Annotated in this window: 12 protein-coding genes; 8 read left to right on the top strand and 4 right to left on the bottom strand. The window is 70.2% G+C overall.

All coding sequences use genetic code 11. The features are described from left to right. Nucleotides 1-199 precede the first annotated feature (199 nt). From ACVTJA_RS05005 to ACVTJA_RS05020, 4 genes are all read left to right on the top strand, one after another. Nucleotides 200-2284: a HEAT repeat domain-containing protein gene (locus ACVTJA_RS05005; protein ID WP_465834234.1), complete on the top strand. Its 2085-nt coding sequence runs from the start codon at nucleotides 200-202 to the stop codon at nucleotides 2282-2284. A 40-nt stretch (nucleotides 2285-2324) separates the two neighbouring features. Further along, nucleotides 2325-3284 (top strand): ParA family protein, encoded by a 960-nt coding sequence (locus tag ACVTJA_RS05010; RefSeq protein WP_465834236.1) that lies wholly within the window; start codon nucleotides 2325-2327, stop codon nucleotides 3282-3284. Between the two features lie 8 nt (nucleotides 3285-3292). After that, nucleotides 3293-4519, top strand: a complete 1227-nt coding sequence (locus ACVTJA_RS05015; protein WP_465834238.1) for an extensin-like protein — start codon at nucleotides 3293-3295, stop codon at nucleotides 4517-4519. A gap of 218 nt (nucleotides 4520-4737) precedes the next feature. Continuing rightward, nucleotides 4738-5382, top strand: a complete 645-nt coding sequence (locus ACVTJA_RS05020; RefSeq protein WP_465834240.1) for a DUF4382 domain-containing protein — start codon at nucleotides 4738-4740, stop codon at nucleotides 5380-5382. Between the two features lie 21 nt (nucleotides 5383-5403). Here ACVTJA_RS05020 and ACVTJA_RS05025 read toward each other — a convergent pair whose 3' ends face one another. Genes ACVTJA_RS05025 through ACVTJA_RS05035 form a run of 3 tightly spaced genes read right to left on the bottom strand, consistent with a single transcriptional unit; the run spans nucleotide 5404 to nucleotide 9440 of the window. Next, nucleotides 5404-6396 carry a M48 family metalloprotease gene (locus ACVTJA_RS05025; RefSeq protein WP_465834242.1) on the bottom strand — a complete coding sequence of 331 codons (993 nt, stop codon included), beginning with the start codon at nucleotides 6394-6396 and terminating at the stop codon, nucleotides 5404-5406. Continuing rightward, nucleotides 6396-6974 carry an SH3 domain-containing protein gene (locus ACVTJA_RS05030; RefSeq protein WP_465834244.1) on the bottom strand — a complete coding sequence of 193 codons (579 nt, stop codon included), beginning with the start codon at nucleotides 6972-6974 and terminating at the stop codon, nucleotides 6396-6398. The genes ACVTJA_RS05025 and ACVTJA_RS05030 overlap by 1 nt, the downstream gene beginning before the upstream one ends. A 24-nt stretch (nucleotides 6975-6998) precedes the next feature. Next, the gene (locus tag ACVTJA_RS05035; RefSeq protein ID WP_465834246.1) at nucleotides 6999-9440 is read right to left on the bottom strand and encodes a CHASE2 domain-containing protein; all 2442 of its coding nucleotides are present in this window, start codon (nucleotides 9438-9440) and stop codon (nucleotides 6999-7001) included. A gap of 451 nt (nucleotides 9441-9891) precedes the next feature. Here ACVTJA_RS05035 and ACVTJA_RS05040 point away from each other — a divergent pair, with 451 nt between their 5' ends. The 3 genes from ACVTJA_RS05040 to ACVTJA_RS05050 all read left to right on the top strand — a co-directional run bounded on the left by ACVTJA_RS05040 (nucleotide 9892) and on the right by ACVTJA_RS05050 (nucleotide 12202). Next, nucleotides 9892-10032 (top strand): hypothetical protein, encoded by a 141-nt coding sequence (locus ACVTJA_RS05040; protein ID WP_465834247.1) that lies wholly within the window; start codon nucleotides 9892-9894, stop codon nucleotides 10030-10032. A gap of 183 nt (nucleotides 10033-10215) precedes the next feature. Then, on the top strand, nucleotides 10216-11421 hold the full coding sequence (locus ACVTJA_RS05045) for a hypothetical protein (RefSeq protein ID WP_465834248.1): 1206 nt from the start codon (nucleotides 10216-10218) through the stop codon (nucleotides 11419-11421). Between the two features lies 1 nt (nucleotide 11422). Further along, on the top strand, nucleotides 11423-12202 hold the full coding sequence (locus tag ACVTJA_RS05050) for a ferritin-like domain-containing protein (protein WP_465834250.1): 780 nt from the start codon (nucleotides 11423-11425) through the stop codon (nucleotides 12200-12202). 6 nt (nucleotides 12203-12208) lie between these two features. Here ACVTJA_RS05050 and ACVTJA_RS05055 read toward each other — a convergent pair whose 3' ends face one another. Continuing rightward, nucleotides 12209-12799, bottom strand: coding sequence for a DUF924 family protein (locus ACVTJA_RS05055; protein WP_465834251.1), 591 nt, complete (start codon nucleotides 12797-12799; stop codon nucleotides 12209-12211). A 213-nt stretch (nucleotides 12800-13012) separates the two neighbouring features. Here ACVTJA_RS05055 and ACVTJA_RS05060 point away from each other — a divergent pair, with 213 nt between their 5' ends. Continuing rightward, complete coding sequence (locus ACVTJA_RS05060) at nucleotides 13013-13561, top strand: TspO/MBR family protein (protein ID WP_465834253.1); 549 nt, start codon at nucleotides 13013-13015, stop codon at nucleotides 13559-13561. The last annotated feature ends 8 nt before the right edge of the window (nucleotides 13562-13569 follow it).

Raw genomic sequence — 13569 nt, forward strand, 5'->3', positions numbered from 1 at the left:
CCGAAAAATCGGCCTTGGCGGCGTTGTCAACGACGCGCTCGGTGCGGGCTGGAAAAGCCCTGGTGTTTCCGGGGTTTACGAAGGCGTGAGGTCTGACGTAGGTTGGGCGCCCCGGTGGGTACCGGGAGACCGGTGCATGCCTCCGGTGACTCGGAGCCGGGGGTGCATCGCGCGCCTCGCGGGGAGGGATGTTGAGGTCGTGAGCGACGAGCGTCCGGACGCGCTGCTCAAGAGCGCACTCGAAAAGATTGTGTACTTCGAGGCTCGCGCCGAGCAACTCCACGGCGAGCTGCATTCCACGCGCGAGGAGATGGCGCACCTGAGGCGCGAGCTGGCCGAGGCGCACCAGCGCGAGCTCGACCTGCGGCGTGAGGTGGCGGAGCTGGAGGTGCGCGTCAGCCGCATGCAGGCCGAGCGCGAGGAGCTCAGCCGGCTCAACCAGGCGCTGCGCGGCGAGCGGCTCCAGCTCATGGACAAGCTGCTGGATGCGAGTCGGATCCGCGCGTCCGGGCAGGAGCGCGACGACGAGGACGATGACCTGGGGCTCGATCTGGCCTCGTTCATCTCCCAGCTTCGCAGCGAGGTGCTGCTGCGCGGCGAGGCGGGGCCGGTGGCCCACGGCGTGGTGGTGCCTCCCGCGCGCGGGCCGTCCGTGCCGGTGCGGGTGCAGGCTCCGACGGGTTCGACCAGCGAGCCGCCCGTGGCGGCGCTGGAGCGGGATTCGGACAAGGGGAGCGAGGGCCTGTCGCCAGTGGCGCGCGAGGCGCAGCGCTTCCTTCATGAGGGCCGGCTGGGCGTGAGCCCTGCGCAGCACGCGGAGCTGTCCGCGCACGCGGGCTTCGGCGCGACGGACGAGACGCTCTTCGGGTTCTCGGTGCGCGAGCTGTCCGCGCAGGACGCGGCCGCCCGGGTACGCGCTGCGGAGCGGCTGAAGGCGCTGGCCCAGCCCGCCGCCGCGCCCGCGCTCGCCGCCGCGCTGCATGCGGAGACGGATGCGGCGGCTCAGGTGGCGCTGCTCCAGGCGTTTGCCTCGCTGTGCCGTGAGCAGGGCGCGTCGGTGGTGTCGCCGCTGTTGTCGTCGCCGGTCCCGGAGGTGCGCATCGCCGCGCTGAAGGCGCTGCTGACGCTGGCGCCGATGGACGCGGCGCCGCATCTGGCGCAGGCGATGAAGGATCCGGACCGCTCGGTGCGGCGGCGCGCGTCGCTGCTGGCGCTGGGGCTGGAGGGGGAGACGGCGCGCCGGCTGGGCGAGGAGGCCATCCACGACGAGGACTCCGAGGTGCGTGCGCTGGCGGCGCTGGCCCTGGGGGCGGGGAGTGGAGAGAACGCGCGCACGTTGCTGCTCGGGGCGCTGGCGGACCGTGAGCTTCGCGTGCGCAAGGCGGCGTCGCAGAGCCTGTCGCGGATCCTCGGGCAGGACGTGTCCTCCGTGGTGGAGCTGGACGAGACGCACCGTCGCCGGGAGATCCGCCGGCTGGCGACGCTGCCCATCAAGCCCGTGCGCGCGCGGCTGGAGCAGCCCCGGGCGGTGGCTCCGGTGCAGGCCGTGGCGCAGGTCGCGGCTCCGGTGCAGGTCATGGCCACCGCTTCCAACGGGGCGGCGATGCAGGCCGCGTCGAACGGCGCATCCGTGCAGGCGATGAACGGCCAGGGCAGCGTAACGGCTCAGAGCGCCGCGCAGCCCGTCTACGCCTTCGCCACCGCGGGGCATGCGCAGGGCGGATCCGCGGGGCCGGCGCAGCCTCCTCGGAATGGCGCTCAGACGCCCCCTCCCGCCATTCAGTCCGCGCAGGTCGTCTCCGCCGCGCCTCCGCAGAGCGTCCGGCCCGTGGCTCCGGCCGCGCAGGTCGTCTCCGCCGCGCCTCCGCAGAGCGTCCGGCTCGCCGCCGCTTCCGCCGCGCCGGTGCAGCAGCCCCGGCCGCCCGCCCCATCGGTGCCCGACGTTCGCGCCAACCCGCCCGCTCCCCAGGTTCCGGCCTCGCGCCTCTCACCCGTGCAGGCGGCGCTCGTCGCCATGGGCGCCGTGCAGGCCCAGGCCGCGGCGGCCGCGCAGGCCGCCCCCGCTCCGGCAGCCCGGCCTGCCCCGGCCGGGGCCACCGCGTCTCCCGTCGAGGCGCTCTGCTCCCAGATGCTCGCGGAGGTCCGCTCGGCGGTGCGCGGTCGCTCGCTCGTCGAGCTGGCGGTCGCCCTGTCGGCTCCCTCGGAGCTGGCCCAGGAGGCGCTCACGCTCCTGTCCGCCCGGGGAGCGGTGGTCCGAAGGGGGCACAAATACTTCGCCGCTTGAGGCAAGGTAGCCGTTCCGCACGTCTTGCGAAGGGTCGTCCATGGAAGCGCCGACGTACAGCTCCAAGCAGGTGGCCGAGATGCTCGGCGTGTCCCCGAAGCAGATTCCGGAGGGCGCGCGCAAGGAGGCCTACACCCCGGAGGACATCTGGGACCTGCGCACCACGCTGAACGCCTTCCCGGCGCGCATCGGCCACCGCCGACAGCTCTTCCTCAACTTCAAGGGCGGCACCGGCAAGACGTCCCTCTCCACCTCCTACGCCTGGCGCCTCGCGGAGCTGGGCTACGCGGTGCTCCTCATCGACCTCGACAGCCAGGGCCACGCCACCAAGTGCCTCGGCTACGAGGGTGAGGACTTCGAGAAGACGCTCCTGGACGTCCTCGTCCGCAAGACGCCGCTGGCCAAGGTCATCCAGAAGTCCACCCTGCCCAACCTGGACTTCGTCCCGTCCAACCTCACCATGTCCACGGTGGACCTCGCGCTGATGCCCATGGCCGGCCGCGAGTTCAAGCTGCGCAACGCCCTCAAGGAAGTGGAGGCGCAGTACGACGTCATCGTCTTCGACGCGCCCCCGTCCTTCGGCCTGCTCAACCTCAACGCGCTGATGGCGGCGAACGACTTGTTCGTCCCCGTGCTCGCGGACTTCCTGTCCTTCCACGGCCTCAAGCTGCTGTTCGAAACGGTGCAGAGCCTGGAAGAGGACCTCAACCACGTGCTCGACCACGTGTTCATCGTGGTCAACTCCTTCAACGCCACCTTCAAGCTGGCGAAGGAGGCGCTGGAGGCCCTGCAGACGCACTACCCGGAGTTCCTGCTGCCCACCATCATCCGGCAGTGCACCAAGTTCGCGCAGGCCTCCAGCGAGGGCCGCCCCGTGTTCGTCGCGGACTCCACGTCCAAGGGCGCCACCGACATCCAGGCCATGATTGACAACATCCTGCCGCGACTGGTCGCCGCGGCAGCCGCCGCCCCGAAGAAGGGCACCCAGCAGGCCGGCTGAGAACCGCCATGAAGAAAGCCTTCGAACAGAACGTGTCCCGCGCCAAGCCTCGCCTCCGTCTGGGTGCGCTGACCGGTCTCATCGACCCCGCGGCCGAGCCCGCGCCCTCGGAGCCCGAGGTCACCGCCGAGGCCGCTCCGGCCCCCGCCGCCGAGGCTCCGGACCTGTCCACCGAGGTCCGCGCCCGCATCGATCGCGCCCGCGCCCCGCGCCCCACCGCCGCCGAGGCCGTGGACGCCGCCCTGCGCGCGCCGGAAGCCGCCGCCGCGCACGTGGCGCATGAGCCCGTCGCGCACGCGGCGCCCGTCACCTACGCGTCGCCGCCCCCGGCGCCCGAGGCCGTGCATGCGCCCGAGCCGATGGCCACGCCCGTCACCTTCGCCGCGCCGCCCGCGGCGCTGCACCTGGATGGCCTTGCTGGCGGACACCTTCCGGAGGCGCACCCCATGACGCAGGCCTCCAGTCACGCTTCGCTGCCGCACGTCACCACCACCGTCGCCGAGCCCGTGGCCCGCGTGGAGGCTCCGCCCGCGGAGGTCGAGGTGCAGACGCCCGCTTCGCCGCGCGAGGACATCGTCCAGGACTCCGCCGAGCGCCGCGAGCGACTGAAGGCGCGCCTCAAGGCGGTGCGAGAGAATCCGCGCCCGGAGCCGCTGCCCGCCACCGTGGCCGAGGCCGGTCAGCGCGCGGTGGAGCGCATCACCCATCTCCAGGCGGAGCTGGTGAAGGTGAAGGCGCTGAACCTGTCCCTCACGCAGGACCTCGAGGTGTCGCGCCGCCAGGCGGAGAAGGCCACCGAGGAGGCCCGGCTGCGCATGGACGAGGCGCGCCGGCTGTCCACGGAGATGGAAGGCCGCGTGAAGCTGCTGGCCGACCTGGAGCGCGAGCTGTCCGCGCTGGAGGGCGAGCGCGACGAGGCGCTGCTGTCGCTCCAGGAGACGCGGCAGGCGCTGCAGGCCGCCGCCCGCGAGCGGCAGGAGCTGGAGGACGAGGTCGCTCGCGGCAAGCAGGCGCTGGTGGACAGCCTCGCGGAGGAGGAGCGGCTCGCCACCGAGCTGGAGACCGCGAAGGACGAGTCCGTCTCGCTGCGCCGCACGGTGGAGGCGCTCCAGGGTGAGCGAGACGTGCTCGCCCATCAGGTGGCCTCGCTCACCGCCGAGCGCGCGGAGCTGCTGGAGGCGCGCAAGGCGCTCGAGTCCGTGCACCGCGCGCTCAGCCAGGCCGCGATTCGCTGAAGGCTCGCGGCTCCCGCGAGTCATCGCGCGGAGCAGGCCATGCCTGCCTGCTCCGACCCGGGTGGAACCGTCAGGAGTGGTGGCCGCTCTACCGCGCTCGGGGTCTGCCGCGCCTGCCTGCTCTCGGTGAGCCACCACCGTGCGGGCCGGGTGGCCGGCCCTCCACGTGCGGGGTCTCCCCGGAGTCGCCGCCGTGCGACGTCGTCCCGGGGGTCTTCATGAAGCGCTCGCTCCTCGCCGCTCCGCTGTTGCTCGCCGCCTGTGGCGGAGGAGAGCTCAGCCTCTCCGTCACCAGCGATGACCTCGGAGAAAACTCGCGCCTCCTCCCGACCCCGTCCGACCTCACCACCGTGCGGGAGCTGAACATCATCGTGGACGAAATCTGGGCTCACATCGCGGGCAATGATGCCCCCGACGAGGTGCGGAGCGACGACGTGGAGGACACCTCGGACGGCTGGTACCTGCTCACCACGGAGGACCACACCTTCGACGTGATGACGGTGCGTGGCGGCGCCGCGTGGCCGCTCGGAAGCTATTCGCTGCCTGCGGGCAAGCTGACGCAGGTCCGCCTCAAGCTGAAGACAGACACCGCGCCCGATGGCGGGCGCGCCCATCTCCCCGGAGCCGTGCTGGAGCAGGACGGTGCGGCGTGCGACTTGAGCGTCCCCGCGAGCACCGTCGACCCGGGCCTGAAGCTCTCCGGCGGGCTCCATCCGTTGAGCATCGAGTCCGGCAGCCAGCACCGCGCCGTGGTGAACCTCAAAATCAAGGACTCGGCGAAGCTCGACAGCGACACGTGCGCGTACAAGCTGGACCCGGTCCTCAAGGTGAAGTGGGTCCGCGGGGGCGGCGGCTCGCAGTAGCCGCGCGCCCCTCGGAGCCGCCTACTTCACGTCCTTCGCCACGCCGGTGGCCGGCTTGATGACGGCGAAGTCCGGCTGCTTCAGTTGCGGCGAGCGCAGGCCCTCGGTGGCCACTTCCGGGAACTCGCCCGCCTTGCCCTTCAGCGTGTCGAGGTAGGCGACGAGCTTGTCGCGCCGCTCCTGCTTCTTCGGGTGGTTCTTCTGGTTCTTCACGTCGGTCATCTTGGAGATGAGCCCGAGGAAGTCCGCCGGGTCGTACCCCGCGGAGAGCATGAGCTGGACCGCCATCCGGTCCGCCTCGAACTCCAATTCCGGCGCGTTGCCGTCATCGAAGGCGGCCAGGGTTTTCTCCGTGAGGTACTCGAGCAGACCGGGCTCGTTGTCCAGGTCCAGCGTTCCACCCGCATCCAGGGCGGCGAGCAGGGTGTTCACGCTGGTGGCGGACAGGATGGCTTTGCCGATTCCCTCCCCCCACTTCGCCTTCTTGCACGTGGAGACCTTCTGCTCGTTGTACTTGCGGATGGCGTGCTTGAGCACGCCGTGGGCGATTTCATGCGCCAGCGCGCCAGCGAGCTGTCCCTCGTTGTCCAGCTCCATCAGCAGTCGCCGCGTGACGAGGACGTAGCCTCCGGGTGCGGACAGCGCGTTGAACTGCTCCGTGTCGTTGAGCACGCCGAACGTCCATTTCAGCGTGGGCCGCAGCGACTGGGCCGCCAGGTTCTTGCCCACGATGTTGACGTAGTCGTGCAGCCGCTTGTCCTCCTCCGAGGAGTACATCAGCCCGCCGCCGCGCTGCACGAAGTGGATGGTCAGCGTGCCGCCGAGCGCGTACTCCTCCTCCACGGCGGGCTCGACATCCAGCTTGTTGCACTCCTTCGCCTCCTCCGCGCTCGTCTCCAGATGCGAGGCCGCCGTCACACCCTTGTTGGCGAGGGTGTTCAGGTCCAGGCCACGGCAGGACGCCGTCATCGCGCCCACGCCCAGCACCGCGAGAATCGCCAGTCGCGAGCCCATTACTTGCCCCCCTTCTTCGTGGAGCCCTTCTTCGCCACCGTGTCGCTGGGCCCCACCACCGGGAAGAGCCCGGCTTCGGTCGCATGCGCCGTGATTCGCTCGGGCGTTATCTGCTCCTTGTTCCGATTCTCCAGCGCCTTGATGTCCGCGACGGCCTTCTCATAGTCGCCCTTCTTGCCTTTGCCGTACTTCTCGGCACCCGGGCTGAGCGCCTTCACCGCGGCGCCGCTGGCGACGAACTGCTTCGGGTCGAGCTGCTGCTTGCCGTCCTTGTCCGTCACCAGCTCCATGTTGGGTGGGGTGGTGGACAGGTTCGTCTGGAACACGAAGCCCTTCTTCCCGGCCTGCGTCGTCACGCGGTGCCACTGCTTCTGCTTGGAGTCCGCGCCCTGCCACGTCACCTTCTCCCCCGGCTGGAGGATGACCACCGCGTTGACCGTGGGAGACGGGCTCTCCATCACTCGCGTGTTCTTCGCCTTCACGTACAGCAGCCCGCCGACCTTCACGGCCCCCGCCACGCCCGGCATCCCCAGTGCCAGCATCGCGGCCAACAGGGCCGCGCTCGTTCTGTTGCCCATGTCTCCCCGACTCCTTTCACCGCTCTACTTGTCCAGGCTCGCCACCCCGTCGAACTCCGGCGGGGGCGCCTTGGCGTACTTGTGGCAGCGCTCCAGCAGCGCCTGCGTGGGCCCGTCCTCCGGGTCCTCCAACCGTCGCGTCTCCAGCACCGCCGCGGCCTCCGCGAAGCGCGCCTCGCGGTAGAGCGCCAGCGCCGCGTGGTAGCGCTCCACCGTCACCCGCTTGCGCACGTCCAGGCCGCCCTTGAGGGCCAGCAATTCGTACACGGTGACGGCCTCCGTCTTGCCCGCCACGCGCACCCGGTCCAATTCGCGTACCTCGATGTGCTCCTTCGCCAGTTCGTATGTGCGCGGGCCAATCATGATGACCGAGCCATACGCCTTGTTCGCGCCCTCCAGCCGCGCGGCCAGGTTCATCCCGTCGCCGATGGCCGTGTAGCTGAAGAGCTGCTCACTGCCGAAGTTGCCCACGAAGTTCACGGCCGAGTTCACGCCGATGCGCGTGTAGACGTCCGGCATGCCCTTGGCGCGGAACTCCTCGCGCAGCCGGTCCACCTCCGCCTTCGCCGCCAGCGCCCCGCGGCAGGCGCGCAGCGCATGGTCCGACTGCCGCATGGGCGCGCCGAAGAGGCACACCACCGCGTCGCCGATGTACTTGTCCAGGCACCCGCCCTCCTTCAGCAGCGCACCGCTCACCCGCGTCAGATACGTGTTGAGGATGCGAACCAGGTCGCGCGGGTTGTCCTTGAAGCGCTCGCTGAAGGTGGAGAAGCCGCGGATGTCGCTGAAGAAGGCGCTGATTTCGACATGCTCCCCGTCCAGCCGGGGCAGCTCGCGCTGGGCAATCATCTGCTCCACGAGCTTCGGCTCCATGAAGCGGCTGAAGGCCTGGCGGATGAACTTCGCCTCCTTGTTGGCCTCCAGGTGGTTGAAGGCCACCGCGGCCGCGCTGGCCAGCATGCCCGCCAGCGAGGGCAGGGCGGTGAGCAGGTACGTCCCCGTCTTCGCGAGGACGGGGCCCGTCACCAGGTGCATGCCCAGGTAGAGCGCCAGCGGCCACGCGATTTCCAGCGGCGTCCACTGTGTCGTCATCAGCAGCACCACGGACGCGAAGGCCACCAGGAAGACGAGCACCAGGTTCATCCACAGGGGCGCCTGGGTGAAGAAGCGGCCGTCGCCCAGCAGCGTATCCAGCACCACCGCCTGCTTCAGCACACCGGGCGCCGCGGGGGAGAACGGCGTGGCCTTCACGTCGTTCAGCCCCACCGCGTTGCCGCCGATGACCACCACCTTGTCCTTGAACGTCCCCGGCGCGAAGCCCGTGGGCCGGCCCTGGCTCCGGAGCACCCAGGCGTCCAGCACCTGGAGGAGCGACACCACCTCGAAGCGCTCGAGGAAGTCGCCGCCGAAGTCGATGGCCGTGCCGCCATGCGCGTCCACTGCGTACGTGCGCGAGCCCAGCCGCAGCGTCCGTCCGGACAGTTCCACCGCGCTCGCGCCCAGCAGCCCCGCCGCCACCCGCACCGGCAACGTCGGGTACGTGTTGGTGCCGTCCGTGTAGACGAAGCGCGTGCGCCGCATGACGCCGTCCGGGTCCGGCTCCTGGTCCACCAGCCCGAAGCCATCCATGGCGCCCACCAACACCGAGATGGGCTGCACCGGATAGTGCGGCTCCGGCTTGCCGTGCGTGGACTCCTGGACCAGCGGTGTCAACGCGTGGCCCTCCGCGCGCACCGGGAAGGCCAGGGCGCGGGCCATGGCCTCCGGCGTGACGGGCGGGAGCGCCTGCTCCTCCTCCACGTCCTCGAATGACTCAGCGGTGCCCTCGTCGGGGAACGTCTCGTCTCCAGCGGAGGACTTCCCGTTGTCGGGAGCCGAGGGCACGGCCTCCGTCGGCAGTGAATCCCCGGTGGACGCCACCGGCGCAGCGGAGGGCGCGGGCGGAGCAGGTGGGGGCGCGGCGTCGAAGTCCGCGCGAGGCAGGGGGAGGGCATTCGCGTTGGTGGACACGCCCAGGAAGAAGGGTACCCGCGTGTCGCGCAGCACCTGCGCGAAGGCCATGTCCATGGCCGGGTCCGTGGAGCGCTCGTCCATCACCGCGTCGAAGACGATGGCGCGCGCGCCCTCGGCCTCCAGTTGCTCCACCACGCGGGCCCACAGGTTCCGGCTGTAGGGCCAATTGCCGTAGTTGCGCGCGTACTGCGGGTTGGCGCGGATGCCGTCCAGGCTCGGCTGGTCGATGGCCAGCACCACCACCCGGGGCGACTTCCCATCCTTCGCGGTGAAGGTGGTGACGGCCTTGTCGTAGGCGCCGCGCTCCGCGTCCTGCAGCCACCCGCCTGGCGACATGTCTCCCAGCCACAGGCACACCGCCGCGAGCGTGGTGGTCAGCGCCGCCACACCCAGCATCTGCTTCCAGTGGTTGCGCCACCGCAACCGCAGAATCTTCATGCGCTCGGCTGCCACGGCCCCCTCTTGCGAAGCGTGCTGTGTTTCACATTACCCCAGTCCCCGCCATGCCCGGCAGCCCGCCGTGCGAGCCCTGCAAAACCCTCTAGAGCCGCGCTCTGCCCGTCCACCCGACGAACAGGCGGGCCACCGGCTTCTCGGACGTCCTCCGCTTCGCTCTATTCTCTCGGGTGCGGCGCTACACACGGAGGGGGCTTCAGCGTGAGCGCGGACGACACGGACAAAATCACTGGAGGCCTCTTCCGGGCCTACTTGGGAGCGGTGGACGCCATGGGCCTGCGCGCGGAGGTCTCCGCCGCGGTGCCGGAGCACGTGCGCAAGCTGATGGACGCGCCGCCTCTCCGCGCACCTCGCGTCCATCACCCGGCCTTTCTTCAAGGGGCTGGACTTCCACTACACGCCCGAGAGCCCCACGTCCGGCTCGCTGCGGCTGCGCAGCACATACCGCATGAACGCCATCTCACTGGCCGCGTGGGAGGGCTCGCTGCTGCTGCTGCTCTTCGATGCGTGCGGCGTGACGACGGGCTCCATCAGCCCCGCGGTCATCAGCGAGGGCGGCCACGTGGGAACGATGTCCGTGCGCTGGTAGCGAAGGACCGCGCATCCATTGGACGTCTGTCCAAGGCAGCCATGCGGGCAGGCCGTCGCAATCCATGACGCCGCCCTGGCGGCGACACGCCCCGGGTTTGCCGCCCTCCTGCTCCATCCGGACCTTTAGCGCCGATGTCGGAAGGCTCCACGCCTTCCTCGGCCCCGCGCAAAGGAGTCCCACGTGGCATTGGATATCTTTCAGGAGAAAGGCGTCCCGCTCGACCGCCAGGTCTTTACCTGGAAGGACCTCGTCAGACGGCCCTACAGCAAGCTGGATGATGACGCGTTCACCCGCGTGTGCGTCATCTACATGAACGGCATCATGGCGGACGCGCTGCGCACGAAGCACGCCATCGCCCGCCTGAACCGCGACCTGCGCGAGCAACTCGCCATCGTCCGTCGCATCGAGCAGTTCGAGCAGACGCAAATCAACTGGCTCAACCCTCCGGACCAGACGCCGCTGGAGACGACGCTCGGCTTCGAGCAGGTGGCGATTGAAGTCACGGCCAGCGTCGCCCTGCGCGAGCCGGACCCGTACCTCGCCCAGACGTACCGCTTCGGCCTGCTGGAGGACTTCGACCACCTGTACCGGTACGGCGCCCTCTATGACCGGCTGGAGGGGAAGGACCCCAACAACATCACCCAGTCCTATACGGACATCATTCCCGGACGGCCCACCTCCGTGGAGCACCGCTACCCGCTGGATGACCTGCGCCGGCCGTACGACAAGCGCACCGCCGCGCCGCTCACCAAGATTCACGCGATGAGCATCACCGCCGCGGAGAACCAGACGCACGACTACTACATGACGGTGGGGCCGTTCTTCGCGGACCCGGTGGCGCGCCAGCTCTACGCGGAGATTGCCGCCATCGAGGAGCAGCACACCTCCATGTACGAGTCCCTGCTGGACCCGGATGAGTCCATCCTCGAGAGGCTCGTCCTCCACGAGTGCATGCAGGTCTACAACTTCTACTCCTGCCTCGCGTACGAGAAGAACCCGCGCATCAAGGAGATATGGCAGCGCTTCACCGACCATGAGCTGGGCCAGCTCCACCACGTGATTCAGCTCTTCCAGCAGGCGGAGGGGCGCGACGCGGCGGAAATCCTGCCCAAGACGCTGCCGGACCCCATCGGCTTCAAGGAGCACCGCGAGTTCGTCCGCAAGACGCTGAACGAAGAGGAGGACCTCGCCTCCAACGGCGCGGACTACCTGCGCATGGCGGAGCTGCCGCGCGACCACCGCTCCTTCGTCTATCGCGACCAGCTCAACTCCGACGGCTCGCCCTCCGAGACGGTGGCGGCCGGCTACCAATGGACTCCGGGCACGGAGCTCGCGGCGCGTGCGCAGCGCATGGGCTCGGTGCTCGCGGGAAAGAAGGTTCACTGACATGAAGAAGACGACCAGCGACATCGGCATGAACCGCACGGGCATCGCCACCTCGCCCGTGGACAGCGCGGACATCACCCAGGCCGCCAAGGCGCGGCAGCCGAGCCACCTCGGGGACGAGTCGCTCCTCCTCAAGGTGCGCCAGCAGTACGCGCGGGAGACGGAGGGCATCGGCAGCGTGCCGCCTCCGGCCAGCCTCAAGGGCGTGGCGAAGACGGCGGTGGACATGCTCAAGGGCTCCAAGCCCACCGTCTTCATCGACAAGCTCGGAGAGCGCGCCGCCTTCGAGCGTACCGGCGTGCGGCTCTACCAGGGCGCGCTCGCGAAGCTCGAAGTCCTGGGGAGCTGGGAGGGCGGCCCCACCCGCGAGGGGCTGGAGCGCATCCTCAACGACGAGCTGTCCCACTTCGGGCTCGTGACGGAGTCCCTGACGAAGCTGGGCGCGGACCCCACCGTGATGACGCCGTGTGCGGACGTGGCGGCGGTGACGTCCATGGGCATTCCCGCCGTGGTCAGCGACCCGCGGATGAACCTGCGCGACACGCTCTCCGCGCTGCTGGTGGCGGAGCTGACGGACAACGCCGGCTGGGAGATGCTCATCGAGCTGGCGCGCGGCCTGGGACACGACACCCTGGCGGAGCGCTTCCAGCTCGCGCTGGACGCGGAGGCCGAGCACCTGACGATGGTGCGCAACTGGCTGTCCGCGGGCGTCACCCTGGAGGCGCGCGCCACACCGGTGCCCCGTGCCGAGGCCGGCCCCGGCCTCACGCCCACGGTGTAGCCCGCGTCAAAAGTGCGAGCCCGGCTCCTGGAGGAAGCGCTCTTCCTCCGGAGTGGACGGGCGCCCCAGCGCCACGTTGCGGTGGGGGAAGCGGCCGAAGCGCTCGATGACGTCCCGGTGCCGCCGGGCGTAGTCGAGCGTCTCGCGGCTGTCGCGGTGGTACAGCGCGAGCATCTCGAAGAGGGCCACGGCCAACCGCTGGTCGTGCGCCTCCTCGCTGTGTTCGAAGGGGAGGTACAGGAACCACCTCCACACCGGAGGCAGTGACAGGTCCAACCCGCGCGCCAGTGCGCCCCGCGCCACCTCGCGCGCCCTCGCGTCCGTGGCGAAGGCCCGGGGCGTGTCCCGGAAGAGGTTGCGGGGGAATTGGTCCAGCAGCAGCACCAGCGCGAGGCAGCTTCGAGGCTCCTCCTGCCACGCATCCAGTGCTCCCGAGGCGGCGGCTTCGTGGGCATCCAGGAAGCGGCGGCGGCACGCCTCGTCGAAGTCCGCGTTCCGCTCCCACCAATAATCCCGGGGGCGGGCGCTGGCGGGGTTGAGGACGGGGTTCGGCGGTTGGCCAAACCAGAAGCCGAGGACTTCCTCCGCGCTCGCCATGTGACACCTCCAGAGCTACAGCTAAGCACGCCCGTGGCGTGCTTCCCGAACCCCGCACGCTCGTGAGGAGCGTTCACTTCGTTCCGCAAGGGCACTTCCCTTGTACACCGCCAACACCCGGGCTGGCGGCGAGGCTGGCCCGACACCACCTTCCACCGGACAGTGGCGGGCCGCCTGTCGGGTCTTTCCGGCCACGGCCACGGGAGGATGCGGATGGAGACGACGAGGCTGGAGCCGACGACGCGGACGGTGCCGGGCCCGGTGATGCGCACGGCCCTCAACCCCACGCTGCGCACGGAGTCGGTGGTGGCGCTGGGCACCTTCAGCGCGCTCACCGTGGGCGCGGCGCTGCTGGGCGGACGGCAGAGCTCCGCGGACCAGCGCTGGTACAAGCGCCTGCGCAAGCCGCCCTATCAGCCGCCAGCGAAGGTGTTCGCCCCGGTGTGGACGGTGCTGTACGGCCTCATTGCCCTCTCGGGCTGGCGCGTGTGGACGGCGCCCGCCGGGGCGTCACGCTCCAAGGCCTTGACGCTGTGGGGCGTGCAGTTGGGCCTCAACGCCGCGTGGTCTTGGCTCTTCTTCGGCAGGCACCAGCCACGCCGCGCGCTGGTGGACAACCTCGCGCTGCTGGGGAGCATCGGCGCGTACGTCGCCACCTCGCGCAACGTGGACCGCCCCGCCGCGTGGATGGTGGCGCCCTACCTGGCCTGGGTGGGCTTCGCCAACGTGCTCAACGCCGATATCGTCCGGCGCAACGCATGAGGCTGGGG

The organism is Pyxidicoccus sp. M6 (genome assembly GCF_055568925.1).